Source organism: Nonomuraea sp. NPDC004354 (assembly GCF_053602555.1).
The window spans coordinates 159,395-183,888 of record NZ_JBSGDV010000008.1 but is presented as its reverse complement, the minus strand read 5'-3'; the positions used below and the strand labels follow the sequence as shown (position 1 = coordinate 183,888).

Genomic DNA, 24,494 nt, shown 5'->3' with positions numbered 1-24,494 from the left:
GCGCCGGCTGCTCCTGACCGTCCTTGCCGAACTGCCGGCGGCGCGCACCAGGACCTGACGCCTGATGATCAGGCGTCAGGCCGCGTGGCCGAGCCGAGGCGTCGCGCGCCTTCGGCGAGATCCTCCAGACCGGCCGCGGCAGCGAAGCCCAGCCTGACGAACTGTCCCGGCGCCTCGGCGGCGAAGAAGTCCTGGCCGGGTTCGACGGCCACGCCGTACCGCCTGCTCACCTCGGCGGCATCGGGGGAGCGGCCGGTCTCGACCCACAGGTGCAGGCCCCCGGCGGGGACGCGGGTGACGCGCCAGCCCGGCACGTGTTCGGCCAGCGCGGCGGCCAGTGCGGCGCAGCGCTCGCGCAGCGCCGCCGACAGCGCGCGGAGGTGCCGGTCCCAGGCGGGCGTGCTGACCAGCTCGATCGTGGCCTCCTGCAGCGGCCGGGCGATGAAGAAGTCGTCGACCAGCCGCATCGCGCGCAACCTGGCCATCACCGGGCCTCTGGCGACGAGCGCGCCGATGCGCAGGCTGGGCGAGGCCGGCTTGGTCAGGGACGTCGTGTACACCACGGTGCCGTCGCGGTCGTCGGCGACCAGCGGGCGGGGGGCTGGTCCGCCGTGGCCGAGCAGGCGGGCGAAGTCGTCCTCCAGGACGAAGGCGCCACTCGCGCGGGCCACCTCGACCACCTGGCGGCGCCGCTCGGGCGACAGGACGGCGCCGGTGGGGTTGTGAAAGGTCGGCTGGCAGTACAGCAGCCGGGCGCCGGTCATGGCGAACGCCTCGGCCAGCAGGTCGGGGCGGATGCCGTCGGCGTCCATCGGCACCGGCACCGGTCGCAGGCCGGCGGCCCTGGCGGCGCTCAGGGCGCCGGGGTAGGTGGGCGACTCCACCAGGACCGGGCTGCCCGGCGGGGCGATGGCGCGGAACGCCATCGACAACGCGCCCTGGCCGCCGCCGGTGACGAGCACGTCTTCGGGGTCGGCGGCGGCCAGGCGGGCGAAGACGGCGCGCAGCGGCGCCAGCCCCTCGGCGGGGGCGCGGTCCCAGGCGTCGGGACGGCGGGAGGCCCTGGCCAGCGCGGCGGCCAGCGGCCTGGTCGGCTGGAGCGAGCGGTGCAGGTAGCCGCCCGACATCGTGATCGCGCCGGGCGGCGGCGGGCCGAGCAGGTGGCTCACCCGTGCGGTGTCCACGCTGCGGTCGCCCAGCGCCATCGCCTGCCAGGACGTGTCGGCGGGCGCCGTACCGGAGGGGGCCCGCCGCTGGGCGACGAAGGTGCCGCTGCCCGGGCGGGTCACCACGGTGCCCTCGGCCGCCAGGAGCGCGAAGGCGCGGGTCACCGTCACCGGGCTCACCCCGTGGCGGCGCACCAGTTCGCGAGCGCTGGGCAGCCGGTCGCCGGGGGCGAGCCCGTCGATCTCCGCGCGGAGGCTCACGACAAGCCGCTCAGTAATGCTACTCTCGGACATGAGAGACAAGAGTAACGCTTTCCCCTTCAGCGGAGAAGCGCTGCAGGCGCTCCGGGCCGACGCCCCCGGCTGCGAGCAGGTCATCCACTTCAACAACGCCGGCTGCGGCCTGCTCCCCACGCCGGCGCTCGAGGCGATGGTCGACCACCTGAAGCTCGAGGCGGCCATCGGCGGCTACGAGGCCTCCGCCGCCCGCGCCGCCCAGGTGCGCGACTTCTACGCTTCGATCGCCGACCTGATCGGCTGCCGGCCGGAGAACGTCGCCTTCGCGGGCAGCGCCACCCACGCCTACAGCAAGGCCCTGTCGGCCATCCCCTTCGAGCCCGGCGACGTCATCCTGACCACGCGCAACGACTTCATCTCCAACCAGATCGCCTTCATGGCGCTGCGCAGGCGGTTCGGCGTGGAGATCGCGCACGCGCCCGACCGTCCCGACGGCGGCGGCGTGGACGTGGCGGCGATGGCCGCGATGATGCGTGCCAGGCGGCCACGGCTGGTCGCCGCGACCCATGTGCCCACCAACTCCGGCCTGGTCCAGCCGGTCGCGGAGATCGGCGGGCACTGCCGCGAGCTCGACCTGCTCTATCTGGTGGACGCCTGCCAGTCGGTCGGCCAGTACCCCGTCGATGTCGAGGAGATCGGCTGTGACCTGCTCACTGCGACGTGCCGCAAGTTCCTGCGCGGGCCGCGCGGCTCCGGTTTCCTGTACGTCTCCGACCGCGTGCTCGCGCAGGGGTACGAACCGCTGTTCATCGACATGTACGGCGCGCGGTGGACGGCCGCCGACCGCTACGAGCCGGTGGACGGCGCCGCGCGTTTCGAGGAGTGGGAGTTCCCCTACTCGACGGTGCTCGGCTGCGCGGCGGCCGTCCGCTACGCCCTGGGGGTAGGCCTGGAGCGCATCTCCCTGCGCACCCCGGCGCTCGCCTCCCGCCTGCGCGACCGGCTGGCCGCCGTCCCGGGCGTACGCGTGCTGGACCGTGGCCGGGAGCTGGCGGCGCTGGTCACCTTCGAGGTCGAGGGGTGGCGGCCCCAGCCGTTCAAGGCGGCGATGGACGCCCGCGGCATCAACTCGGCTCTCAGCTTCCGCGAGTTCGCCCAGTACGACTTCGCCGACAAGGACGTGGAGTGGGCGCTGCGCCTGTCGCCGCACTACTACAACACCGACGAGGAGGTCGACCGGGTGGCCGACACGGTCGCCGGGCTGGCGAAGGACGGCGCGCGGTGAGCTCGGCCCTGTGGCGCAACCACGACTTCCTGCGCTTCTGGTTCGGCGAGACGGTCTCCCTGCTGGGCACGCAGGTGACGAACCTCGCCCTCCCGCTGGCCGCGATCCACGCCTTCCACGCCACCGACGAGCAGGTGGGCCTGCTGCGCTTCCTGCAACTCGTCCCCTACCTCGGCCTGGCGCTGATCTTCGGGGTGTGGGTCGACCGGGCCCGGCGCCGCCGGGTGATGCTCGGCGCCAACATCACCCGGATGGCGCTGCTCGGCCTGATCCCCGCCCTGTACAGCCTGCATCTGCTGGACCTGGGCGTGTTACTGGTCATCGCCTGCGCCGTCGGCGTCGCCTCGGTGCTGTTCGACGTGAGCTGGATGTCCTACGTGCCCACGCTGGTCCGGGATCCGAAACACTACGTGGAGGCCAGTGCCAGGATGGGTGTCAGCTCGTCCGCGGCGGAGGTCGCCGGTCCCGGCCTGGCGGGCGTGCTGGTCGGCGCGCTGACGGCGCCGGTGGCGCTGGTGGTGGACGCGTGCAGCTACCTGGCCTCGGTGATCTCCCTGCTGCTGATCCGTACCAGGGAACCTCGCCCGGCGCCGCGGGAACGCCACCTCGGCAGGGAACTGCGCGAGGGGCTGCGCTGGGTGCTGGCCGACCCCGTCCTGCGCTGGCTGGCGATCGTCGGGTTCTGCTGCAACTTCTCGATGGTCACCGTGTGGACCATGTTCCTGCTGTACGGCACGCGCGTGGCGGGGCTGGAGCCCGCCACGCTGGGCGGCATCCTGGCCACGGCGTCCGTGGGCGGGCTCGTCGGCTCGCTGATCTCCCGCAAGGTGATCAGCCGATTCCCCGTCGGCCGGGTCTACCTCGCCGCCCAGTCGGCCCTGCTGCTCGGGCCCACGCTGATCGTCGTGGCCGCCGGGCCCCCGCCGGTGATGACGGCGCTGTTCACGCTGTCCTTCTTCACCACCTACCTGGGGCTCGGCGTCGCCGGGGTCATCATCGTCAGCCTGCGGCAGACCGTCACCCCTCCCTCGATGATGGGCCGGATGACCGCGGTGTTCCGCACGCTGCTGTTCGGCGGCGGCGCGCTGGGCGGCCTGTGCGCGGGCCTGCTCGCCGGGGCGGTCGGCGCGCATGCCGCTCTGGCGGTGGCCGCCGCCGCCTCGGCCGCCGTGGTCGTCGGCCTGTTCGTCTCGCCGGTGAGCCGGCTGCGCGAGATGCCGCCGCCCACGCCGGACCCGGTCGACACCCGGCCGGGCCACCGGCCGGCGCTCGCGTAGCACGAACCTCTGCCACCCCGCCGTTCTCCGGGCCGGCTTCCGGAGGGTGCGGGGTCGGCTGGGGCGCCCGTCACGCCAGGTCCGGGGTTGCTCCCGACCGATCCTTCTTCCGTGCCGCCACGACGATGAGGATCCCGGAGACGGTCCCGGCGAAGAACGGGGACGGAACGAGAAGGACGCCGCCCAGCAGGCACCACGTCGCGATGCCCCAGCCGATTCCGGCGGGCACCGCCACCCCGCGTCCGGCGAGATGCCACGTCAGGCAACCCAAGACGATCAGCGGCACCGCGAAGCCTCCCGGACCGGCCCAGAAGGTGACCTTGCTCTGCAGGGACTCCACCGTCGGAACGGCGCCCCCCTCCGCGAGGACGAGCGGGACGGCCGCCCACAGCCCCCGGTCCACCCAGCCGGTGACGTCCTGCCAGGCCATGAGCGCCAGCAAGAACAGATGCCCCGTTCCCAGCACGAGCATGATCGCGCTCGCCCAGCGGAGCAGCCGCTTCCTGGAGTTCATCATGATGTCCCTTCTTCGTACCCGGCCCCCGCGCGATCGCGGTCGCGCCAGGCTCGCTCCCATTGCCGGGTCATAGCCGGGTAGACGATGAGGTAGCGGAACGGCGCGATGGCGGCCATGTACAGCCGCCCGAACCACCCGTTGGGCTTGACGAGGACGGTCATCCGCAGCTCGTGGTCGCGGCCGGCTCCTTGGACCCAGCCGAGATGCATCACGGTGTGCACGGTCTTGTTCGCCAGCTCGCGAGCGGCCTCCATGTCGAGCTCGTAGACCGCTTTGAGGGGCATGCGGTCGTCGTCCGGGCCGCGGGGGGCGTCGCGGATGTCGGCGGGCAGGCGGTCGCGGAGCGAGGCGACCCGCGCACCGACGCCCGCTGAGGGGTCGTCCCAGCCGAACAGGGCGCCGAGCTTCCACCGGAGGGCGAACAGGAACCGCACCGGCCCGGTCTGTCCCGCGATCCCGCCGAACGTCCGCATCGCCGCCAGCATCGCCGGGAAGTCGTCAGGCCCGGCTCCGGGGGTGCGGAACGACCACACGTCCTCGATCGAGAAGTCACCCGCGAGTTCGTGGATACGCCACGGGAGGGAGGCGTGCGCGGTCTTCGGCAGCCTCACGAGAGCGCTCTTGCGGCCATCATGGCCATCAGCGTCATCTGGTCCAGGACAGGTGTGGCGGTGGGATCGAGTTCGCGGTAGCGGCGGTGAAGGTTGACCACGATCCGCTCGGCGTCCAGCCAGGTGGCGTACTCGGCCAGGTCCACCGCCTCGACCGCCTCGGCGAAGGACAGTCCGCGGGCGTGGGCGGCGTCCGCCTGCTCGACCACGTGGGTGAGGTAGCCGCGCACCGCGCGGATCCCGTCGGGGTCGGTGACCGGGCCGTGGCCGGGGACGATCGTGTCGGCGCCGGTGGCGATCATCCGGTCGCAGGCGGCGATCCAGTTGGCGATCGGGCCGCTCCACACGATCGGGGTGCAGCCGACGAACAGCAGGTCGCCCGCGAAGAGCACGCCCGCGTCCGGCACGTGCACGACGGAGTCGGCGGCGGTGTGGGCGGGGCCGAGGTTCAGCACGCGCACCTCGCGGCCGCCGATGTCCAGGGTGAGCTCCCGGTCATAGGTCAGGTCGGGCAGCCGCAGGCGGATGCCGCTGAAGTCGAAGGCGCCGAAGCGCTCGCGGAAGTAGGGGGTCGCCGGGCCGATGTCCACGACCTGGGCGGCGGTCAGCATCTCGGGGGGCATCTCGTGCCGCATCTCCGTGCAGGTGGCCTCGGCGGCGATGATCTGGACGCGCTCGCCCAGCAGCTGGTTGCCGTGGGTGTGGTCGCCGTTGGAGTGGCTGATGACGGCGTGGGTGAGCGGGTGCCGATCGGTGATCGGGCGCATGGCGTCGAGCATCTCGGCGGTCAGCGGCAGGTCGAACAGGGTGTCGACCAGGAGGGAGGCGCCCTCGCCCGCGACCAGTCCCGCGTTGCTCCAGCCGTACCCGCCGTCGGGCAGCAGCCAGGCCCACACGCCCGCGCCCACCTCGTGCAGCCCGCGCGTGTAGGGCAGCTTCGACGGGGCGCGGTTGACGCGCGGGGGTGAAGGCCGCCGGTCGGGGTTGTGCCGGGGCGCCAGCGGGTGCGGAACGGCGGACGCGCGGACGGTCTGGCGCGTACGGCCCAGCCCCTCGACGACCAGCTCCACGACGTCGCCGTCCCGCAACCAGCCGGGGAAGGCGGCCGGATCGGCGAGGGACAGGTGCTCGATGAGGCAGCAGCCGGGAACCGTGCCCGAGCCGAACACGTCTCCGGGCACCAGGTCCACGCCGCGCGAGGCGTAGGAGACGACCTCGCCGAAGCTCCAGTCCATGGCGTCGGTACGGCCCGAGCCGATGGTCCTGCCGTTGACGGTGGCCTCGACCCGCAGGGCGAGCCTGCCGTCGCGGCGGTAGGGCTCGAGCTCGTCGGGGGTGACCAGGAACGGGCCGAGCGTGGTCGCGCCGTCCTTGCCCTTGGCCTGGCCGATCGCCAGCGGCGTCTCGCGCAGCTGCAGATCGCGTGCCGACCAGTCGTTGTAGATGGTGTAGCCGATGATGTGCTCCTCGGCCTGCTCAGGCGTGAGGTCTCGGCCGCCCGGCCCGATGACCGCGGCGATCTCCAGTTCGAAGTCGAACCAGGCGCTGCCGGGGGAGATCGTCACGTCGTCGTACGGGCCGGTGATGGTCGAGGGGCAGGCGAAGTAGAAGGCCGGGATCTGGTACCAGGTGTCCTTGAGCGTGCGCGGCTGACCGGCGGCCTGCTGGCAGTTGCGCATGTGGTCCAGGAAGCACAGGCAGTCGCGGACCGAGGGCGGGCGCGGGATCGGGGCGCGCAACCTGGCCTCGGCCAGCGGAACCGTCCGCGCCTGTGAGGCCAACGCCGCTTCCCCTGCCGCGCGCAGCGCTTCCGCGCCCTGGCCGATGAGCTCGATCAGGCTGACGCCCGGCGCGACAGGGTGGATCCGATCCTCGCCGATCACCCCGGCGCGGTCTCCGGCGTCCGTCGCATAGGTCACCCAACGCATGAGAACCTCCTCAGTTCTATGTTGGTTGACATAGGCTATACCTGCAGACATTTGCTCTGCCATCCGGCATGGCAGGGTCGTCCGTCTGCCGGGTCCCCTGCCTCCGTCAGTAGGCGGTCAGGTCGCCGTACCTCCGCAGGGTGCCGGCCAGGTCGCCCGGCTCGCCGCGGAGCGTCGCGTCCAGGAAGGCGACGGTGGTCGCCACGGTGACGCGCGGGCCGCCGGCGCGGCCGAAAGAGCCGACGAGCGAGGGCAGGGGCGGCAGGTACAGCGGGGAGTCGGTGAAGGTGAGGTGCGCCGAGCCGGGGACGGTGAGCCGGTAGCTCGGCGCCGTGCTCAGCTGGAGCACCTGCGCGAGGCGGGAGAGGTAGTCCGCCTCCTCGCCCGGCACGATCTCGTGGGTGAGCGCGAGCACGGGCTGGTCGAACGGGCGCGGAGCGGGGTCGCGGGGGAAACCGTCCAGGACGATGACGGCCGCGAAACGCGAGTCCTGGCGCGCGGCCTGCAGGGCGGCGGCACCGCCGAGAGAGTGGCCGGTCGCCGCGACCCGCCGGGTGTCCAGCCGTCCGGTCAGCGGGCCCGGGATCTCGCCGCGGTGCAGGCGGCCCAGCTGGGTGAGGACGAAGCTGAGGTCGCCGGCCCGGACCGCCGTCCACCCGGCGGCCCGCCTCGTGTCCTCCGCGTCGTCGCCGGTCGCCTTGACCCGGGTGCGGACCGTCCGGCCGTCGTCCAGGGTGACGACGGCCGAGTCGTAGGGGTGGTCGATGGCCGCGACGACGTACCCGCGGCTGGCCAGTTCCTCGGCCCAGGCGGTGTTCTGGGTGCGCACGCCGCCCAGCCCGGGGGAGAACAGCACGACGGGGAACCGCCCGCCCTTGTCGGCCACCGGGGCGTCGGGCGTCGAGCGCGCGTACGCGCGCACCGCCTCGTCCAGCATGAAGCCGGGCACACCGAGGTAGTCCGCCGTGCCGTTGGCGACGAGGCGCGCCTCCTGCTCGGTGCGGCCGAGGTATCGCGCGCGCCGGGCTCCCTCGGGATTGCCGCCCGCGGGATACCAGAGCTGCACCACGACGGTGCGCCGGTCGTCGGGCGCGGCCGTGGCGATCTCGTCGCGGTCGGGATCGGTCCACTGGATGACGGTGGTGCCGACCCCGTACGCCCCCGACGGTTCGGGGAACACGGGCAGGGGGAGCGCCCACGCCGCCCCCGCCCCGCCGACGATCAGGGCCAGGCAGGCCGCCGACCCCGGCAGTGCCATCCACCACCGGGCCCGCCACGCGGGCCGCTCGGCACGCCGTCTCAGCAGAGGGAGCGCGGCCAGCGCGAGCGCCATGGCCCCGCCGGCGAGGACGGGGAGGAGCTGCCAGCGGATCCCCAGCACCGCCAGGACCGCCGCGGACAGCGCGAGCGCCCCGCCGGCGACCGTCCTGACCGGCCGGCGCGCGCCCGGCGGGAGCCAGCGGGCCAGCGCAAGCATGACGGCGGCAACCAGGGCAAGGAGTTCCACGAGCGACAGCCCGAGAATCGTCACAGACATGTGATCATTCTTGGCGCGCCACCCTTGCCCGGCATCGGCTCGAGGGCCCAGACCCGTGTGCCACTCCGGTATGACCCCCGGGGGGCGGGTGCGATCGGGGTCGCACCCGAGCCCGGCCGCCGTCGGCGGTCAGGGACTGTGGGCGGGCACCGCCACCGGGGCGGCCAGCTCCCGGTAGCGGCCGGAGTGGAAGACCAGCGGGTCCCCTCCGGCCCGCTGGTAGCGCTCCACCTCGCCGACGAAGATGTGATGGTCGCCCCCGCTGAAGGTGTGCACCGTACGGCAGGCGAATCCGGCCAGCGTGCCGGCCAGCATCGGCAGCGGGTGGTCGAGCAGGTCCACCCCGGCGAACTTGTCCGGCGCGGGCGTGGCGAAGCGCCGGGACAGTTCGCCCTGCCCCGCGGCCAGGACGTTGACCGCGAAGCGCCCGGCCCGCAGGAACAGCGGCGCGCTGGGGGCGCGGTCCGACAGGCACCACAGCACCAGCGGCGGGTCGAGCGAGACCGACGTGAAGGAGTTGACCGTCACCCCCGCGCGCTGGCCGCCGGCCGCCGTGGTGACCACCGCCACCCCGGTGGCGAACTGCCCGAAGGCGTCACGTAGCGACCTCATGCCGCCACCCGGTCGAGATAGGCCTGGGCGAGGGCGCCGTCCATGAACCACTCGGCGTAGTCGGCCGGGTCGTCGAAGCCGTTGACGAAGCGGGAGGCGATCGCCGGGAACCGGCCGGCCGCGCCCAGCAGCGCCAGATGATGCGGTTCGGCCGGGGCGAGCAGGGCGTTGGTCCAGGCGGTGACATGCTGCGCCTGCGCCCAGAACCGGTCGAAGGTCTGCTGCATCCACGCGGCGTCGAACGGCCGGTCGCCGCGCTCCAGGATGGCCTGGAGGTAGACGGCCGCGCACTTGGCGGCGTTGTTGCTGCCCTGCCCGGTGATCGGGTCGTTGAGCACGACCACGTCGGCCACGCCCAGCACCGGCGCGCCCGAGGGCAGGAAGGCGACGGGGTGACGCACCGTGGGGGCGAAGCGGCCGGTCAGCACCGCGTTGGCGTCGGTGAGCTCGATCCCGTCGCAGCGTGCGGCCTCCCAGGGAAAGAAGTCCGACAGGATCCGGCGGGCCTGGTCCAGGTGCGCGCCGGGGCCGTCCAGGCCGCCCCAGCAGTCCATCGGGCCGCCGGGCGTGCCCTCGAACACCATGATCTCGCAGGGGCCGGTGTGGGTCAGCGCGGGGAAGACGAAGTACTCGCCGACGCCGGGCATGAGGTTGAAGCAGACGGCCGAGTGCTCGGGGCGCGGCCGCAGGCCGTTGACGTAGAGGAGCGCGAGGGCGCGCTGCGGGCTGCCGTACGGCGAGCGGGCCGCGTCCCGCCGGAAGAGCGAGGCGATCTGCCCCTTGCCGGCGGCGACCAGGACCAGATCGTGCTGCGCGGCGTAGCCCTCGAGGTCCTCGGCGCCGGCGTCGTGGATGACGACCTTGCCGCCGAGCCGTTCCACCTCGGCGAGCCAGGCCGGCATCTTCATCCGCTGGTCGACCGAGACCGCCGGGGTGTGCAGGCGGGCGGCCCAGTCGATCGCCTTGCCGCCCTCGGGGCCGGGCACCGACAGCTCGATGCCCTCGACGGGCGGGCAGGTGCCCGCCCACCAGTCCAGGCCGAGGGCGCGCTCGTGCGCCTGGGCGGTGCCGAACATGGCCTGGCCGGACATCACCCGGCCGTCCCGGAGGGACTCGGCGGTGCGGTTGGACACGACGGTGACGTCGTAGCCGTTCTGGAGGAGGCCGAGGGCCAGGTGCAGGCCGGCCTGTCCGGCGCCGACGACGAGAATGCTGCGCATGGTGGGTGTCCCCTCTGTCAGGTGGTGGTTGTCGATCGGCGCCTGATCCGACGGTATGGCAGGCCCCGCCGGCCGGGCCATCCGCTGAGCGCGGATCTCATCCACCTGGCGCGAAGCGCAGCGTCTCCGAAGGGCTCCGCCCGAACTTCCGGCGATACAGCGCGGCGAACCGCCCCTGGTGCAGGAAGCCCCAGCGGGCCGCCACCGTCGTGACCGTGACCCGCGCCGGGTCCCCGGCCGCGAGCTCGTCGTGCACCCGCGTCAGCCGTACCTGCCTGAGATGGGCCATCGGGGTGAGCCCGAGATGGGCGCGGAAACCCTCCTGGAGCGAGCGGCTGCTGACCGCGACCGCCCTGGCGACGTCGTCCGTGGTGAGCGGGAGATGGGCGTGTCCCTCGATGAACTCCACGGCCCTGCGCACCACCTTCGGCACCGCGGGCCGGCGGGGGGCGCTCAGCCGTTCCAGGTAGTTGGACGGCTGCATGGTCAGCAGCGAGGTGATCAGCGCGTTCTCCAGATGCGCGACGGCCAGCGGCTGGACGGCCAGCCCGTCGTCGTGCTCGGCCTCCCGGACGATCAGGTCGATCATGCCTCGCCAAGCCCGGGCCCAGCCCGCGGCCATGTCCACCCCGAGATCGAAGATGACCGGCTGGTCGAGCGGCTCGCCCAGCATCTGCTCCAGCGAACGCTCGATCGCGGTGCGCTCGAACTTGACCAGCAGCTGGGGGCAGCCCGCCGCCCAGCGCATGTCGAGGTGGCGCTCCGGCGAGGGCAGCGCGGCCGTGGCCGGGGTGGAGACGATCTCCTGGTCGCCGCCCCTGATCAGGCTGCGGCCGGCGAGGGGGAGCATGGCCAGGAAGAACGTGCCCAGGTCGCCCGGCTCGATGCGGACGTCGGCCCCGTAGTCGAGGTAGCTGACGCGGACCGAGCCGAACTGGACGGAGTTGAACCAGGCCGACAGCGGGGCGCTGTCTCCCGCCAGGTCCAGTCGGTGCGCGCAGAACACCTTGGCCACCTCGTCGCGGACCTCGTCGAGGTCGGTGCTGGCGAAGATCGGTCGGTTGCTGAGAAGCACAGCCGATGGTCCCCGGGCCAGGCGCCGGCGTTCCAGGTAAAACGACGCACACGGGCCGGGCGGTTCCGCGACTTTCAGGAGGCGTTCGCCCGGAAGGAGGACCGGTAGGACTGCGGCGTGGCCGGCGACCCCGATCAGTCCCGCCGGTGAGTGACCCGCGTAGTTCCGCACGATGATGACAGGCGACTGTCCGCCCGTCCGTCATACGCCAAGGGCCGATTACAGTTGCCACACGTGATGATGAAAGGGGCGGCGGGAGGCTGATGCCGGATTTCGTCGTCGGCCGTGGCTACGCCTTCTACCAGGGTCCGTCGGTGGACAGTTCTCTGCACCGGCACGCCGCCTTTCAGATCGTCGTCGCCGCCGTGGGCGAGGCGGCCATGGCGGACGCCGACGGCGTCCGTCATCAGGCGCCCGCGCTCGTCGTGCCGCCCATGGTGCGGCATCGGATGCTCGCGACGGGCGACCTTCGGGTGTTCTTCGTCGAACCCCACTGCGCGATGGCCGACCGGCTGCGCCGGCGTTACGGTCCCGGGATCACCGGCGTACCCGAACTGCGCCATCTCGACGAGAGCGACGTTCGCCACGCCGGCGCCCGGCCGGCCGGCGAACTTGATCCCCGTCTGCTCGCGGCCATGACGGCGCTGGCGGACGGGTCGGTCCCGCTGGCGGATGTGGCCGCGACAGTCGGCCTGTCTCGCCAACGTCTGCGCTCCTTGGCGAGCAGCCAGCTGGGCATGCCTCTGGCGCGCTGGCGTGCCTGGTATCGGCTGCGCACAGCGGTCGAGGCGTTGCGGAACGGGGAGTCGCCGGCCGGCGCCGCGATGACGAGCGGCTTCGCCGACCAGGCGCACCTGACGCGCTGGATGCGCGAGATGATGGGGCTGACCCCGAAGGTGGTGAACCCGCTGCTGCGCTCCTCAGGGGCGGAACGCGACGTACACCGAGATCGAACCCGTGAGTGTCGAGACGACCTCGGCCTCTCTCACGTCACGGAAGCCGGCCTGGGCGATCAGGTGCGGCAGGATGCCCTTGGCGTTGGGCCGGGTGTCCTCGAATCCGTCCGCGAGTTGCACCAGCCGGAATCCCAGCCGCATCAGCCCGGTGCGCTGTAGCCCGTAGTCGGCGATGACCAGCTTTCCGCCGGGCCGCACCACCGCGTACATCGACGCGAGGATGGCCCGTTTCATGGCGAGCGGACATTGGTGGAGCACCAGGCTGGACACCACCGTGTCCGCGACGCTGGTCCCAAGGAGTTCCGGCAGCGCGTCGCCCATGCCGATCTTCCATTCGACCGCCGCGTCGGAGGCCTCGGCCTTGCGTCGTGCCACCGCGATCACGTCAGGGTCCGGGTCCACGGCGATGACCCGTGCGCGCGGCTCGATCCGGTTCAGCAACAGCTCCGTCGAACCGGTGCCGCAGCCCACGTCGACGATGACCTCCTCCGGTCGCGGCGCGACGTACATGACCATCAGCGTGCGCCACAGCCGTTCGCGGGTCACCGCGACGATCGGATCGTAGAAGCGCGTGGGCGCCATGCGTCCCAGAGCGGGAGTGAAGGTGTTTCCGGTCATGCCCGTAGTCTCGGCGGCACGGCACGCCGCGGTCTTGAACGAAACGCTCAGGTCGGCCCGCACCGGCCTCGATCGTCTTCGACGGCCCTCGCGGGTAACACCGGTGGCCGGGTGCGCCAGGTGTGGATGTACGACGCGATCGGCCCGTCACGGTGCCCCTTCCGTGGTTGGATCCGGCGCGAACGGCGGTGGACACGGCCGAGTGGGATGCCCGCTCGGCTCAGGAGCCGAGCGCGTGCCCTGTCGTTGCGTCGATGTGGTCGGGAATCTCGGCAGGACGGTCGCCGACCGTCGGTGTCCCGGCGGGCTCGAACCATGAGGATCGCGGCTCCGGCGGGAGCGGACGGCTTGTGCTCCGTGCCGCGGGAGACGGTGAACACCGCGACGCGCGTGACGATGCGGGGGCTCCACAGGGCGTCGAAGGAGGCCAGGGCCTTGCCGAGGGCGATGGGTTCGTTGTTCACGGCTGAATCCTGGCCCATGGGGTGCGACCGGCGTGAGTGCTGGACGCCGCGCTCACGGTGTCCGACCTCGCAGCGCGTGCCTCGGTCAGCCCGGCGACACTGCATCGCCGCTTCCAGGCACAGCTGGGCACCACACCGCTGCAGTGGCTCACAGGGGAGCGGCTTGCGTTGGCGTGCCGGCTGATCGAGCGGGGCGAGTCGCGCTTCGAGATGGTCGCACGGCACAGTGGGCTGGGCACCGCCGCCAATCCGCGTGCGCTGATGCGCCGCAGGACCGGGCTCACTCCCTTGGAGTACCGGCACCGGTTCGGCCCCGGGACAGGCCAGGGACCGGCCGCGCCCGCCTAGTGCTGTGGTGCCACCGTTTCCCGGCCGATCGCGCCCGCCCCCGCTCGACCGGGGCGGACGTTCTTGTTGTGGTGGAAGGCGTTGTCGGGGTCGTACGTGGCCTTGACCTCGGCGAGCCGCACGATGTGATCGCCGTAGGCCTCGTGGACGCGACCGGCGTCGTCGTCGGAATCGAGGAAGTTGACGTAGACGCCGCCGGCCCGATGCGGTCGAAGGGCCGCGAGGAACCTTCGGGCCCAGGCGGTCTCGGCCGCGGCGTGCTCGCCGGACTCGTCCGGGAGCCACACGGCGTCGATGATGATGTTGTGGGCCACGTCGCGACCGGCGTAGGCGGTGGCGTCGCCGGGCACTCGGGCGACGGCGCCGCCCAGGTGGAACATCGCCGCGTAGGTCCTGGGTGAGCCGGCGGCGTAGGCGTGATCGGCGATGGCGTCGACGGCTCCGTCGGACAGGCCCGATAGGTTCGTGGACTTCCAGTAGTAGTGCCATCCGTGCGGGACGGTGTCGTCCAGGCCGCTCTGGTGGGCCACGTAGGGGGTGGGGTCGAGCAGGTCCACGAGGGGCGTCCCGAACCGCCGCAGGGCCCGCACCGCACGTTCGCCGTCGTCGACGCCGCCGGCGTAGCAGCAGGCGACGGCGATGGCCGGCCGATGGTGCAGGTGCTCGGGGATGGTCGGCAGTGGAGGGACGGTGCCGAGCCTGACCACGCTGCCGAGCTCGTCGGGCGCCGCGGCGGCGAAGTCCCGGTAGAAGCGCAGCACGTCGGTGGTGTCCTCGGCCGCCCAGAAGACCGGTCCGGCCAGCACGGTCGGTCCGACGGGGTGCAGCGCGAACCTGAACGAGGTGACGACGCCGAAGTTGCCGCCGCCGCCTCGCAGCGCCCAGAACAGATCGGGGTGTTCGTCGGCGGACGCCTGGACGATGCCGCCTTCGGCGGTGACCACCTCGGCGGCCAGCAGGTTGTCGACGGTGAGCCCGTGCTTGCGCATGAGGAAGCCGATGCCACCGCCGAGGGCGAGCCCGGCGACGCCGGTGTGGCTCACGATGCCGCCGGTGGTGGCCAGACCGTGGGTCTGCGTCTCGTGGTCGACGTCGCCCCACAGCGCGCCGCCCTGGACCCGGGCCGTACGGCCGGCGGGGTCGACCCGCACGGCTCGCATCGGCGAGAGGTCGATGACGATGCCGTCGTCGCACACGGCGGTGCCGGCGACGTTGTGGCCCCCGCCGCGTACGGCGATCTCCAGGTCGTGGTCGCGGGCGAAGCGCACGGCCGCGGCAACGTCGGCGGTCCCGCCGCATCGGGCGATCAGCCGGGGGCGCCGGTCGACGGCACCGTTCCACACGGCACGGGCGCTGTCGTAGCCGGCGTGCTCAGCGGTGATCAGCCGGCCTCGGAATCCGTCGATCTCCATCGCGGTCGCCTCCTGATCGCGTGCCGATGGGTTCGGTGTCGTCAGCGGTCCTCCGCTCTCGACGGTCCCATCGCAGCACCGTGGGCCGCGGCCGTGAAGTCAACAATCTGGACTTCACACTCGAAATCGGGCGTTCGACACTGGTGTCATGCGGACGTACGGCCAGTACTGCCCCATCGCCCGTGGCGCCGAGATCTTCGCCGAGCGCTGGACGCCACTGATCATCCGCAACCTGCACCTGGGCTGCGGAAACTTCAGCGAGATCCTCGAGGGCGCGCCGGGGCTGTCCCGCACCCTGCTCTCGCAGCGGCTCAAGCAGCTCGAACGGCTCGGCATCGTCGAGTCGGCGCCCAAGCCCGACGGGCACGGGCGCCACTACGAGCTCACCCAAGCGGGTCACGACCTCTTCAAGGTCTGCGCGTCGCTCGGCGAATGGGGTGCCGCCTGGCTTGAGATCGCCCCCGAGCACCTCGACCCCTTCGTGGCTCTGTGGTCGATGTGCAACGCGCTCCGCCGCGAACTGCTCCCGCACCGACGCGTCGTCATCCGCTTCGACTTCACCGGCCGCCGGCGCCGCGAGCGGTTCTGGCTGCTGATCGAGCACGGAGACACCGAGATCTGCAAGGAGTACCCCGGCCTCGACGAGGACCTCTACGTCACGGCGGAAGCCGAAGCCTTCGTCAAATGGCATGCCGGCCAGCTCACCTGGGCCGAAGCCACCGCCGACCGCCGCATCCAGCTCCACGGCCCCGGGTGGCTCGTACGGGCCTTCCCCACCTGGAACGCCCGCAGCATGTTCGCCCACATCAAGCCGCTCTCCCGGACCGCGGCGAGCTCGCCGGGCTGACATTCGCGCGCTGCGTCCATGACCGCGGGGAGTCCGCGGCAACCCTCAGGGGCGGGCGGGTTTGGCGATGACGGCGCGGCCCATCGCGGGGTCGTCGCAAAAGGCGCCGTCGATGCCCAGGGAGACCAGCCGTCCGAGGAAGCCCATCACGTCACCCGTGGCGCGCGCGAACACAGGGCTGTCGGGGTTGCCGAGGCGGTGCTCGAGCGGGAGCTGGGAGTTCTCGTTGCGGATGGTCCAGACGTGGACGTCGAGCCGCCGCCGGTGGGCGTCCTCGATCAGGGTGGTGGGCGCCTGGAGCTTGCCGTCCGGCCCCACGGGGAGGATGCGGCGGGTGTCGACACCGATGCCGTTGGCGTAGGAGGCGACCTCGCGCAGCCCCTCCGGCTTCACCATGTCGTCATAGGTGCGGGGATCGCCGGAGACGACCCAGTCGTACGGCTTGCCGCCGAAGGTGATGAGCTGGATCAGCGGCAGCCGTGTCTTGCCCCGCAACTCGCGCAGGTTGGCCGTCTCGAAGGACTGGATGAACGCCTTGCGCACGCCGTACCGTCCCAGCACCTCCAGCAGCGGCTCCTCCAGCGACAGCCCGACGGAGTCGAAGTAGGAGGGGTGCTTGGTCTCGGGGTAGACGCCGACCCCGTGCCGCTGGGCGAGCTGGACGACCTCCTCGAAGGTCGGGATCTCCGCGAGCCCGTCGAAGGCGGCGTTGTCGGGGCGGATGTCCGGGATGCGCTCCTTGGCGCGCAGCGTCTTCAGCTCGGCCAGCGTGAAGTCCTCGGTGAACCACCCGGTGACCGGGCGGCCGTCGATGGTCTTGGTGGTGTACCGGTCGGTGAACTCGGGCCGGACGGCAACGTCCGTGGTGCCGGAGATCTCGTTCTCGTGCCTGGCGACCAGCACGTGGTCCTTGGTGGCGACCAAGTCGGGCTCGATGTAGTCGGCGCCCATCGCGATGGCGGCCTCGTAGGAGAGCAGCGTGTGCTCGGGCCGGTGGGCACTGGCGCCCCGGTGCCCGATGACGACGGGGTCCTTGTGCCCATGGGCCGCGGCGGGCTGGGGTTGGATCAGCACGACGGCGACCGTAACACCGGCGAGCAACCTGCGCAGAATCATGCGCGCAGGCTAGACCGGCTCGGTGACGCGCGAAGGCACGGCAGGTGGCGCCCGGCTCAACGGCAGGCAGCGTGATCCCCCCAACAGCGAAGCAGCGGCCTTCAGGGGGGAACAAGTCCGTACTCCTGGAACGCGCCCTTCAGGCTCGCGCTATGAAGCCGTGCGGGCACGCCATTCGCCGGCCAGCAGCGACCAGACCTCGACGTCGAGCCGGCCGTTCTCGCCCCGGACGGACTGGCGCAGGATGCCGTCGCGGCTCATGCCCAGCCGCTTGGCGACGTTGATGCTGCGCGTGTTGCCCGCGATGACGCGCCACTCGACGCGCTGGATGCCGCGTTCCTCGACCGCCCAGCCGACGATCCGCTCGACGGCGCGGGTGATCAGCCCGCGCCCCTGCACGCCGGGCTCCAGCCAGCAGCCCGCCTCGCAGCCGCCCTGCTCGGTGTCGAACGACACGAACAGCACGCCGCCGACCAGCCTGCCCTCCAGCCAGATCCCCCAGATGCCGCCGGCGTCCCTGGCCCGCTTGTCGGCATAGCGCTGCAACACCGCACGCGCCTCGGCGAGGTCGGCCGCCACGAACGACGGCGACACCCACGGCGCGATGTGCTCGCGTGCCCGGTCAAGGTTGGCCAGGAACTCCTCAGCCAGCCAGGGGTCGAGCGGCCGCAGTTCGGCGTCGGCGGTGAGGGGGAGAGAGAACATCCGGCCTCCATACATAACAAATGTTTGGTATGTACGCTACAGGACATGAGCCCCGCCCGTGCCGATCACAACGCCCGACGCCGTGACGTCTCCGAGGCCGTCTGGCGCGTCCTGGCGGAACACGGCTTCGCCGGGCTCACCCTGCGTGCGGTCGCCGCGGCGATGGGGGCCTCCACCGGGCTGGTCACCCACTACTTCGCGGGCAAACGGGAGCTCGTCGCGCACGCCCTGGACATCCTGGAGGCCCGCTCGCAGCAGCGACCACGCCTGAAGGCGCCCGCTCCCGGACTGGCGACGCTGCGCACCCACCTGCTCAACATCCTGCCGCTGACCCCCGAGGGCGTGGCGATGAACCGCATCTGGGTCGGTTCCTGGGACGTGGCCCTGTCCGACCCGAAGCTCTTCGCCGCGCAGACGGCCAGGTACGAGCGCATCCGCGCCGACCTGAGCGCCGCCGTCGAGGACGCGCGACACCTGGGCGAGCTGCCGGAAAGCGCTGACGCGCAGCGCCTGGCCGTGACCGCGCTGTCCTTCACGCACGGCCTGGTGGTGCAGGCGCTCTTCGACCCCGACGGCTTCCCGCCCGATCAGCAGACCCGGTTGGTCGACGGCTTCCTGGCCTCGCTCACCTGCTGACGCCCTCGAAGCGGTAGCCGTTCGACGCCGGGCGCGACCTCGCCGACCGGGCCGCGGCCGCGGAGATTCCGTACGGCAAATGCGGTGGCAACCGGTGATTCCGTTGCGCCATGGTGGTCCGATGGATCGTCAGCTCATCAGCGCCATCGCCCACGCCGATCACCCGATCGCCGCCCCCATCACCGAGGCCAACCAGGAACGGCTGCTGCGCCGCGCCGCACTCCCCGCCCGGGCCAGGATCGTCGACCTCGGCTGCGGCGAGGCGACCTGGACGCTTCGAGCCCTCGAGCTCTACCCGGACGCCACCGCCGACGGCGTGGACATCAGCCCCCACGCCCTCACCGCCGCCGCCAAGGCCGCCGCCGCGCGCGGCCTGTCCGAACGCCTGCGCCTGCACGAGACGCCCGCCGACGGCTTCCGCGCCGCCGAGCCGTACGACCTGGTGCTCTGCGTCGGCGCCGCGCACGCCTTCGGCGGCCTCACCTCGACCGCGACCGCCGTACACGCCCAGCTCAAACCCGGCGGACTGGCTCTGATCGGCGACGGCTTCTGGGAGCGCCCGCCCACCCCGCAGGCCCTCGCCAAGCTCGGCGCCACCCCGGACGACTACAGCGACCTGCCGGGCACGGTCGCGGCCACCGAGAGCGCGGGCCTGCGCACGATCTACGCCCACACCAGCCAGCCGGCCGAATGGGACGACTACGAATGGTCCTGGACCGGCACCCTGACCCGCTGGGCCCTCGACCACCCCGGCCCCGACGCCGACCGCGCTCTCGCGGCCGCACTCGAACACCGCGACATGTGGCTGAACGGCTACCGCGGCATTCTCGGCTTCGTCACCCTCCTCCTCAAGCGCACCGCCTGAGCCGCTCCACGCCCCGGCGGCCTCGCGCAGGACCGAGAGGTCCGCGCGGAGGCGCCGGCCCCCCGCGCCGGCCCGCAGCTCGTGCGGTCCCGCGGGGTCTTCGCAGCGTGAACGAGCTGGGCAGGTCCCAGGATCGAGGTCCCTGGCCTTTCCTACTCGGGCGGGACGTGTCGCGGTGCTGCGCGGACGTGCGCGCGTTCGCCTTGTTTCCCGATGAGGCTCAGGTACTCGACGGGCCCGGCGCTGGTGGCCCCGAACCAGTGCGGGGTGCGCGTGTCGAACTCCGCGGCCTCCCCGGGTCTGAGGACGAGGTCGTGTTCCCCGAGGACGAGGCGGAGCGTTCCGTTGAGGACATAGATCCAGTCGTAGCCCTCGTGGGCGCGCAGGTCGGGCTCGGTGTCGTCACTTCCGGCCGGGAGGACGAACTTGTAGGCCTGGATTCCTCCGGGCCGACGGGTCAGCGGCAGGACGACCGAGCCGTCGCCGCAGGGGATGGGACGCAGATTGATGCGGGGATCGCCGGTCGGCGGCGCGTCGACGAGCTCGTCGAGTGTGACCCCGTAGACGCGCGCGAGCGGGAGCAACTGCTCGAGCGTGGGACGTCGCAGGCCCGCCTCGAGCCGGGACAAGGTACTGGTGGAGATGCCGGTCTCCGCCGCGAGGTCGGCGAGCGTGACGTCGCGTTGCAGCCGAAGGCGCTTCAACCTCGCTCCGACAGCGTCAAGAGTGCGGTCAACCGAGGTGGGCCTCGAAGTGGCACGCCCGGCTTTCGGCTGCTCAAGGCCGCGCACGAGCCGATGCAGGTCGTCGGTCATATCGGCAACGGTACGTGCTCGCGGGCCGTCGGGTCGGCGGGCACCGGCTCGGTCGTAGGCGACCAGGACGGCCGGTTCGGCCGGTCGTCTCACGAGCTTGGAATCACCTCCCGCAACCTGCGCAGGGCCTGGTGCGAGGGCGAACCGGGTTCTGTGGTGTAGAGGACGAGCCGCAGGTCGTCGCGCTCGGGGACGGGCAGCACCTGGCAGATCGCGTCGATCGAGCCGACGGCCGGATGGGTGATGCGCTTGCGTTGCTCCCTGCGCACCTTCACCTCGTGCTCGGCCCACAACGCGGCGAACTCGGGGCTGAGCGCCAGCATCTCGGCCACCAGCGACTGGATCTCCCGGTCGTCGGGGTAGCGGCCGGCCGCCCAGCGCAGGTCGGCGACCGAGGCGCGGGCGAAGCGGCCCTTCTCCTCGTCGCTCAGGTGCTCGGCCAGGTCGGGGGAGCGGAAGACCCAGCGGATGACGTTCAACTGGTCGCGCGGCTGGGCGTCGAGGTCGCCCATCAGCGCGCTGGCGAGCGGGTTCCAGGCGAGGATGTCGTACTTGGCGTCCAGGACGTAGGCAGGCACCTCCTCCAGGAACGCGATCAGGTGCAATGTGCTCGCGGGCACGTCGGCGCGCCGTCTGGCCGGCTCCAGCGGCTGGCCGGCCAGGTGGAACAGGTGCGTGCGCTCGTCGGTGGTGAGCATGAGCGCCCTGGCCAGCGCGTTGAGCACCTGACGCGACGGGTGCGGGCCGCGGGCCTGCTCCAGCCGGATGTAGTAGTCGACCGACATGCCCGCGAGCTGGGCCACCTCCTGGCGGCGCAGGCCCGGCGTGCGGCGGCGTTCGCCCTGCGGCAGCCCCGCCTCGCGCGGCGTGAGCCTGGCACGCCTGCTGCGGAGGAATTCGGCCAGCTGGTCACGGTTCATGACCCCATCCTGCGGCAGGTCCGCGCGACGTGGGTGGTACTGCCGATCCCAGCCTCCGGATGTCTCTCCCGCTCCTGGCGCGCCGGCTGGAAGGTGGTCGCCATGACGACAGCACTCATCACTGGTGCCAACAAGGGAATCGGCTTCGAGATCGCGCGGCTGCTCGCCGAGCGCGGCATCACCGCCGTCATCGGGGCGCGCGACGAGGAACGCGGGCGGGCCGCCGCCGAGCGGCTCGGCCAGCCGTACGTGCGGCTCGACGTCACCGACCCGGCCTCCGCGCAGGCGGCGGCGAAATGGCTGGAGGAGGAGTACGGCGCGCTGGACATCCTGGTGAACAACGCCGGGATCACGGTGTGGCAGGACGACCCGCGCCCCAGCGTCACCGGGGCCGAGACGTTCAGGCAGGTCTACGAGACCAACGTGTTCGGCGTGGTCACCGTCACCAACGCGATGATGCCACTGCTGCGCGAGGCGCCCGCGGCGCGGATCGTGAACATGTCGAGCGAACTGGGCTCGCTGGCCCTGGCGATCGATCCCGACAGCCCCTTCTGGCCGCACAACTACGCGGCCTACAACTCCTCCAAGTCGGCGCTCAACATGATCACCGTCGCCTACGCCAAGGAGCTCTTGGACACCCCGATCAAGGTGAACGCCGCCAACCCCGGCTACTGCGCGACCGACCTCAACGCGCACACCGGTTTCCGTACGGCCGAGCAGGGCGCCGCGATCGCGGTACGGCTGGCCACGCTCGACGCCGACGGCCCGAGCGGCGCCTACCTCCAGGACGACGGCACCGTGCCCTGGTAGGTCCCTTCTGGCGGACGGAGGGTACGCCGGCTTCCAGGGACGCGGCCACCACGACGACCTGTTCTCCGAGGAGTTCGGCCGGATGGGGCAGTCCGGCATCCACCGCCATCCGTCAAGCAGGTTGCTGCCCCGTGCGGCCGGAACCGTCGGCGGCACGGGGCAGCAGCATGAACCTACGGCCGGCCGACGCCGAGATAGGTGAAACCGACAGCCCGCATCTCGGCCGGGTCCAGCAGGTTGCGGCCGTCGAAGAGCACGAGCCTGCGCATCACCGAAGCGGCTCGCGCCCAGTCGACCTCCGTCAGCTGCGGCCACTCCGTCACCACGATCGCCGCGTCCGCCCCCTCGACTGCCAACTCCGGGCTCGCGTGGCGGCTCGTCGACGTCCACGGCTCCCGTTCGGCCGGCCGAGCCATCGGATCCCAGCAGCGCACCTCGGCACCCTCGGCCAGCAGCCGGGCCGCCAACACGGTGCTGGGCGCCTCCCGCATGTCGTCGGTTCCCGGTTTGAACGTCAGCCCGAGCAGCGCCACCCGCGCGCCCGCCAGGCTGCCGAGGACGTCCTTGAGCTTCTGGATCGCCCTGCGCTTCTGCAGGTTGTTGACCTCGATCACGGCCGTGAGCAGCTGCAGGTGGTAGCCGGTGTTGCTGGCCAACTGCCGCAACGCCTCGGAGTCCTTGGGGAAGCAGGAACCGCCCCAGCCGATGCCGGGACGCAGGAAGTGGCGGCCAAGGCGGTGGTCCAGGCCGACAGCGTGAGCCACTTCCTCGACGTCGGCGCCGGTCTTCTCGCACAAGGTGGCGATCTCGTTGATGAAACTGATCTTCGTGGCGAGCAGGGCGTTGGAGGCGAGCTTGACCATCTCGGCGGACCGCACATCCATCACCACGACCGGCCCGTCCACGCCCTGGTGCAGCTGCGAGATCAGGTGTGCGGTCGCCTCGTCGGTGGCTCCCACGACGACGCGGTCCGGGTGCAGGAAGTCGTGGACGGCCGTGCCTTCAGCGGTGAACTCGGGATTCGCGGCGTACCCGACGTGCCCGAGACCGGCCGCATCCAGCGCGGCCCGTACAAGCGTGCCCGTCCCCACCGGCACCGTGGACTTCACCACCACGGCCCGGAGGTGTGATGCGCCCTCCAGCGACTTCACCACCGCCCAGACCCGCGACAGGTCCGCGTCACCGGACGCCGACGGCGGCGTGTCCACGCACACGTACACGATCTCGGCCCCGTCCAAGGCCTCCTGCAGATCCACGGTGAAGGTCAGCCGCTCCTTGTTCCGGGCGATCATGTCACCCAGCCCCGGCTCGTAGATCGGCACATCGCCGGACCGCAGCAGCCTGATCTTCTCGGGGTCGATGTCCCGTACCACCACCCGGTGGCCGAGCTCGGCCAGACAGGCACCGGTCACCAGACCGATGTAGCCGGCGCCGAACACCGCAACCCGCCGTTCGGGCTTGTCATGCATGGCAGACCATCCACTTCTTCCGCGGTCGAACGTCACAGCAGGGCCGCTGCCCCGGGTTGCCCACGTCTGCGAAGGACGCTCCACCATACGCTCCACCAGCAACCCCCGGTGTCACTCGGCTGTCCGACTTGGCAGGCGAGACGACCAGATGCCGCGGCGACGCCGCATGGCGGCACCGGACCACGACCAACGCCACCCGGCCGGCCGAAGCCGCCGCCCACGACGTCCTTTTTGCCATTCGGCAACAGCATTTGCAGATCCGCCTGGTCCGTCCGCACCATCAGGAACGCGCCCGCCGAGGGGGTGCGCGACCTGTCGGCGCCGATGGGGCTGCAGGCGGAGAGATAGATCACCGCGAACGAGGAGGACGACCTTTGACGCCCCGATTCGACAAGGACTTCTGGGAGCAGCGCTGGCAGCAGGGGCGAGCCGGGGGCCCCGCGTCCATGGGCGGCAACCCGCCGAACCCGTACCTCGCTCGTGAGACCAGCGGCCTGACACCGGGCACGGCACTGGATGCGGGGTGCGGCGGCGGCGCCGAGGCGATCTGGCTCGCCTCCCATGGCTGGCATGTCACCGCAGCCGACATCTCGTCCGAGGCCCTTGCCCGCGCCGCCGAGCGCGCGGCGACGGGCCGGGCACCCGAGCGCCTGCAGTGGGTTGAGGCGGATCTGCGCGTCTGGAGCCCTGGCGTGCAGTTCGACCTGGTCATGACCCACTACGCTCACCCGGCGATGCCGCAGCTGGAGTTCTACGACCGCATCGCCGGATGGGTGGCTCCGGGCGGCACGCTGCTCATCGTCGGGCACCTGCACACCGCGGGCTCCACCGGCCACGGACACCACCCTCCCGCCGAAGCGTCGGTCACCTCAGCGGCCATCACCGCGCGCTTGGACGGCATGCAGTGGGAGATCGTCACCGCCGAAGAGCACCTCCGCACGCTCGCCGGCCACGGGGGCCGGACGGTCCCCCTCCACGATGTCGTCGTGCGCGCCACCCGACACCGGTGACCTGCGCGAACGCCGGCGTGTCACCTGCCTGACCCCGG

Annotated in this window: 23 protein-coding genes and 1 pseudogene; 9 read left to right on the top strand and 15 right to left on the bottom strand. The window is 72.0% G+C overall.

The window, feature by feature from the left end; translation table 11 throughout:
- Positions 1 to 68: 68 nt before the first annotated feature.
- Positions 69 to 1,460, bottom strand: a complete 1,392-nt coding sequence (locus ACWENQ_RS23495; protein WP_452416115.1) for an aminotransferase-like domain-containing protein — start codon at positions 1,458 to 1,460, stop codon at positions 69 to 71.
- Between ACWENQ_RS23495 and ACWENQ_RS23490 the strand changes: the two genes are divergently transcribed.
- Entirely contained in the window at positions 1,459 to 2,688 is a 1,230-nt protein-coding gene (locus tag ACWENQ_RS23490; protein WP_452416114.1) for an aminotransferase class V-fold PLP-dependent enzyme, read from the top strand. The two genes, ACWENQ_RS23495 and ACWENQ_RS23490, sit on opposite strands and share 2 nt — an antisense overlap.
- Positions 2,685 to 3,965 (top strand): MFS transporter, encoded by a 1,281-nt coding sequence (locus ACWENQ_RS23485; RefSeq protein WP_452416113.1) that lies wholly within the window; start codon positions 2,685 to 2,687, stop codon positions 3,963 to 3,965. Before ACWENQ_RS23490 ends, ACWENQ_RS23485 begins: the two co-directional genes overlap by 4 nt.
- A gap of 70 nt (positions 3,966 to 4,035) precedes the next feature.
- Here ACWENQ_RS23485 and ACWENQ_RS23480 read toward each other — a convergent pair whose 3' ends face one another.
- The 7 genes from ACWENQ_RS23480 to ACWENQ_RS23450 form a co-directional block, all read right to left on the bottom strand.
- Positions 4,036 to 4,482, bottom strand: a complete 447-nt coding sequence (locus ACWENQ_RS23480; RefSeq protein ID WP_452416112.1) for a hypothetical protein — start codon at positions 4,480 to 4,482, stop codon at positions 4,036 to 4,038.
- Positions 4,479 to 5,093, bottom strand: a complete 615-nt coding sequence (locus ACWENQ_RS23475) for a DUF2867 domain-containing protein (RefSeq protein WP_452416110.1) — start codon at positions 5,091 to 5,093, stop codon at positions 4,479 to 4,481. Before ACWENQ_RS23475 ends, ACWENQ_RS23480 begins: the two co-directional genes overlap by 4 nt.
- Positions 5,090 to 7,021 carry a fumarylacetoacetate hydrolase family protein gene (locus ACWENQ_RS23470; RefSeq protein WP_452416109.1) on the bottom strand — a complete coding sequence of 644 codons (1,932 nt, stop codon included), beginning with the start codon at positions 7,019 to 7,021 and terminating at the stop codon, positions 5,090 to 5,092. Before ACWENQ_RS23470 ends, ACWENQ_RS23475 begins: the two co-directional genes overlap by 4 nt.
- Before the next feature lie 106 nt (positions 7,022 to 7,127).
- A complete protein-coding gene (locus ACWENQ_RS23465) occupies positions 7,128 to 8,558 on the bottom strand; it encodes an alpha/beta hydrolase family protein (protein ID WP_452416107.1) in 1,431 nt (476 codons plus the stop codon).
- 129 nt (positions 8,559 to 8,687) lie between these two features.
- Positions 8,688 to 9,170 carry a flavin reductase family protein gene (locus tag ACWENQ_RS23460; RefSeq protein ID WP_449923530.1) on the bottom strand — a complete coding sequence of 161 codons (483 nt, stop codon included), beginning with the start codon at positions 9,168 to 9,170 and terminating at the stop codon, positions 8,688 to 8,690.
- Positions 9,167 to 10,390: a styrene monooxygenase/indole monooxygenase family protein gene (locus tag ACWENQ_RS23455; RefSeq protein WP_452416106.1), complete on the bottom strand. Its 1,224-nt coding sequence runs from the start codon at positions 10,388 to 10,390 to the stop codon at positions 9,167 to 9,169. Before ACWENQ_RS23455 ends, ACWENQ_RS23460 begins: the two co-directional genes overlap by 4 nt.
- A 97-nt stretch (positions 10,391 to 10,487) precedes the next feature.
- Positions 10,488 to 11,465 carry an AraC family transcriptional regulator gene (locus tag ACWENQ_RS23450; protein ID WP_449923524.1) on the bottom strand — a complete coding sequence of 326 codons (978 nt, stop codon included), beginning with the start codon at positions 11,463 to 11,465 and terminating at the stop codon, positions 10,488 to 10,490.
- Between the two features lie 263 nt (positions 11,466 to 11,728).
- Between ACWENQ_RS23450 and ACWENQ_RS23445 the strand changes: the two genes are divergently transcribed.
- Positions 11,729 to 12,580, top strand: a complete 852-nt coding sequence (locus ACWENQ_RS23445) for a helix-turn-helix domain-containing protein (RefSeq protein ID WP_452416104.1) — start codon at positions 11,729 to 11,731, stop codon at positions 12,578 to 12,580.
- Positions 12,581 to 12,592: 12 nt separating this feature from the next.
- Here ACWENQ_RS23445 and ACWENQ_RS23440 read toward each other — a convergent pair.
- A pseudogene (locus ACWENQ_RS23440) lies at positions 12,593 to 12,931 on the bottom strand (class I SAM-dependent methyltransferase); the annotation flags it as partial.
- 608 nt (positions 12,932 to 13,539) lie between these two features.
- Here ACWENQ_RS23440 and ACWENQ_RS23435 point away from each other — a divergent pair.
- Positions 13,540 to 13,851, top strand: a complete 312-nt coding sequence (locus ACWENQ_RS23435) for a helix-turn-helix domain-containing protein (RefSeq protein ID WP_449923515.1) — start codon at positions 13,540 to 13,542, stop codon at positions 13,849 to 13,851.
- Here ACWENQ_RS23435 and ACWENQ_RS23430 read toward each other — a convergent pair.
- Positions 13,848 to 15,263, bottom strand: a complete 1,416-nt coding sequence (locus ACWENQ_RS23430) for an FAD-binding oxidoreductase (protein WP_449923512.1) — start codon at positions 15,261 to 15,263, stop codon at positions 13,848 to 13,850. The genes ACWENQ_RS23435 and ACWENQ_RS23430 overlap by 4 nt on opposite strands.
- 148 nt (positions 15,264 to 15,411) lie before the next feature.
- On the opposite strand from ACWENQ_RS23430, the gene ACWENQ_RS23425 reads away from it, so the two are divergent.
- Positions 15,412 to 16,110 carry a winged helix-turn-helix transcriptional regulator gene (locus ACWENQ_RS23425; RefSeq protein ID WP_452416103.1) on the top strand — a complete coding sequence of 233 codons (699 nt, stop codon included), beginning with the start codon at positions 15,412 to 15,414 and terminating at the stop codon, positions 16,108 to 16,110.
- 45 nt (positions 16,111 to 16,155) lie between these two features.
- Here ACWENQ_RS23425 and ACWENQ_RS23420 read toward each other — a convergent pair whose 3' ends face one another.
- Complete coding sequence (locus ACWENQ_RS23420; RefSeq protein WP_452416101.1) at positions 16,156 to 17,226, bottom strand: glycerophosphodiester phosphodiesterase; 1,071 nt, start codon at positions 17,224 to 17,226, stop codon at positions 16,156 to 16,158.
- Positions 17,227 to 17,376: 150 nt separating this feature from the next.
- A complete protein-coding gene (locus ACWENQ_RS23415; RefSeq protein ID WP_354922349.1) occupies positions 17,377 to 17,931 on the bottom strand; it encodes a GNAT family N-acetyltransferase in 555 nt (184 codons plus the stop codon).
- A gap of 45 nt (positions 17,932 to 17,976) precedes the next feature.
- On the opposite strand from ACWENQ_RS23415, the gene ACWENQ_RS23410 reads away from it, so the two are divergent.
- Both ACWENQ_RS23410 and ACWENQ_RS23405 read left to right on the top strand, forming a co-directional pair.
- The gene (locus tag ACWENQ_RS23410; RefSeq protein ID WP_449923500.1) at positions 17,977 to 18,567 is read left to right on the top strand and encodes a TetR/AcrR family transcriptional regulator; all 591 of its coding nucleotides are present in this window, start codon (positions 17,977 to 17,979) and stop codon (positions 18,565 to 18,567) included.
- 121 nt (positions 18,568 to 18,688) lie between these two features.
- Positions 18,689 to 19,432, top strand: coding sequence for an SAM-dependent methyltransferase (locus ACWENQ_RS23405; RefSeq protein ID WP_452416100.1), 744 nt, complete (start codon positions 18,689 to 18,691; stop codon positions 19,430 to 19,432).
- Positions 19,433 to 19,584: 152 nt separating this feature from the next.
- On the opposite strand, the gene ACWENQ_RS23400 is transcribed toward ACWENQ_RS23405, so the two are convergent.
- The gene (locus tag ACWENQ_RS23400; protein ID WP_449923494.1) at positions 19,585 to 20,247 is read right to left on the bottom strand and encodes a helix-turn-helix domain-containing protein; all 663 of its coding nucleotides are present in this window, start codon (positions 20,245 to 20,247) and stop codon (positions 19,585 to 19,587) included.
- Between the two features lie 89 nt (positions 20,248 to 20,336).
- The gene (locus tag ACWENQ_RS23395; protein ID WP_452416098.1) at positions 20,337 to 21,167 is read right to left on the bottom strand and encodes a helix-turn-helix transcriptional regulator; all 831 of its coding nucleotides are present in this window, start codon (positions 21,165 to 21,167) and stop codon (positions 20,337 to 20,339) included.
- A 102-nt stretch (positions 21,168 to 21,269) separates the two neighbouring features.
- Here ACWENQ_RS23395 and ACWENQ_RS23390 point away from each other — a divergent pair, with 102 nt between their 5' ends.
- The gene (locus tag ACWENQ_RS23390; protein ID WP_452416096.1) at positions 21,270 to 21,977 is read left to right on the top strand and encodes an SDR family oxidoreductase; all 708 of its coding nucleotides are present in this window, start codon (positions 21,270 to 21,272) and stop codon (positions 21,975 to 21,977) included.
- Positions 21,978 to 22,150: 173 nt separating this feature from the next.
- On the opposite strand, the gene ACWENQ_RS23385 is transcribed toward ACWENQ_RS23390, so the two are convergent.
- Positions 22,151 to 23,446 (bottom strand): UDP-glucose dehydrogenase family protein, encoded by a 1,296-nt coding sequence (locus ACWENQ_RS23385; RefSeq protein ID WP_452416094.1) that lies wholly within the window; start codon positions 23,444 to 23,446, stop codon positions 22,151 to 22,153.
- A gap of 374 nt (positions 23,447 to 23,820) precedes the next feature.
- On the opposite strand from ACWENQ_RS23385, the gene ACWENQ_RS23380 reads away from it, so the two are divergent.
- Positions 23,821 to 24,456 (top strand): class I SAM-dependent methyltransferase, encoded by a 636-nt coding sequence (locus ACWENQ_RS23380; protein WP_449923483.1) that lies wholly within the window; start codon positions 23,821 to 23,823, stop codon positions 24,454 to 24,456.
- Positions 24,457 to 24,494 lie beyond the last annotated feature (38 nt).

What these genes read in the sequence shown, in the direction of transcription:
- ACWENQ_RS23455 (WP_452416106.1), bottom strand. Translation starts at nt 10,390, where the DNA reads ATGCGCAGCATTCTCGTCGTCGGCGCCGGACAGGCCGGCCTGCACCTG.
- ACWENQ_RS23490 (WP_452416114.1), top strand. Translation starts at nt 1,459, where the DNA reads ATGAGAGACAAGAGTAACGCTTTCCCCTTCAGCGGAGAAGCGCTGCAG.
- ACWENQ_RS23400 (WP_449923494.1), bottom strand. Translation starts at nt 20,247, where the DNA reads ATGACCGACGACCTGCATCGGCTCGTGCGCGGCCTTGAGCAGCCGAAA.
- ACWENQ_RS23420 (WP_452416101.1), bottom strand. Translation starts at nt 17,226, where the DNA reads ATGATTCTGCGCAGGTTGCTCGCCGGTGTTACGGTCGCCGTCGTGCTG.
- ACWENQ_RS23480 (WP_452416112.1), bottom strand. Translation starts at nt 4,482, where the DNA reads ATGATGAACTCCAGGAAGCGGCTGCTCCGCTGGGCGAGCGCGATCATG.
- ACWENQ_RS23405 (WP_452416100.1), top strand. Translation starts at nt 18,689, where the DNA reads ATGGATCGTCAGCTCATCAGCGCCATCGCCCACGCCGATCACCCGATC.
- ACWENQ_RS23495 (WP_452416115.1), bottom strand. Translation starts at nt 1,460, where the DNA reads ATGTCCGAGAGTAGCATTACTGAGCGGCTTGTCGTGAGCCTCCGCGCG.
- ACWENQ_RS23415 (WP_354922349.1), bottom strand. Translation starts at nt 17,931, where the DNA reads ATGTTCTCTCTCCCCCTCACCGCCGACGCCGAACTGCGGCCGCTCGAC.
- ACWENQ_RS23395 (WP_452416098.1), bottom strand. Translation starts at nt 21,167, where the DNA reads ATGAACCGTGACCAGCTGGCCGAATTCCTCCGCAGCAGGCGTGCCAGG.
- ACWENQ_RS23430 (WP_449923512.1), bottom strand. Translation starts at nt 15,263, where the DNA reads ATGGAGATCGACGGATTCCGAGGCCGGCTGATCACCGCTGAGCACGCC.
- ACWENQ_RS23470 (WP_452416109.1), bottom strand. Translation starts at nt 7,021, where the DNA reads ATGCGTTGGGTGACCTATGCGACGGACGCCGGAGACCGCGCCGGGGTG.
- ACWENQ_RS23460 (WP_449923530.1), bottom strand. Translation starts at nt 9,170, where the DNA reads ATGAGGTCGCTACGTGACGCCTTCGGGCAGTTCGCCACCGGGGTGGCG.
- ACWENQ_RS23410 (WP_449923500.1), top strand. Translation starts at nt 17,977, where the DNA reads ATGAGCCCCGCCCGTGCCGATCACAACGCCCGACGCCGTGACGTCTCC.
- ACWENQ_RS23390 (WP_452416096.1), top strand. Translation starts at nt 21,270, where the DNA reads ATGACGACAGCACTCATCACTGGTGCCAACAAGGGAATCGGCTTCGAG.
- ACWENQ_RS23445 (WP_452416104.1), top strand. Translation starts at nt 11,729, where the DNA reads ATGCCGGATTTCGTCGTCGGCCGTGGCTACGCCTTCTACCAGGGTCCG.
- ACWENQ_RS23385 (WP_452416094.1), bottom strand. Translation starts at nt 23,446, where the DNA reads ATGCATGACAAGCCCGAACGGCGGGTTGCGGTGTTCGGCGCCGGCTAC.
- ACWENQ_RS23465 (WP_452416107.1), bottom strand. Translation starts at nt 8,558, where the DNA reads ATGTCTGTGACGATTCTCGGGCTGTCGCTCGTGGAACTCCTTGCCCTG.
- ACWENQ_RS23425 (WP_452416103.1), top strand. Translation starts at nt 15,412, where the DNA reads ATGCGGACGTACGGCCAGTACTGCCCCATCGCCCGTGGCGCCGAGATC.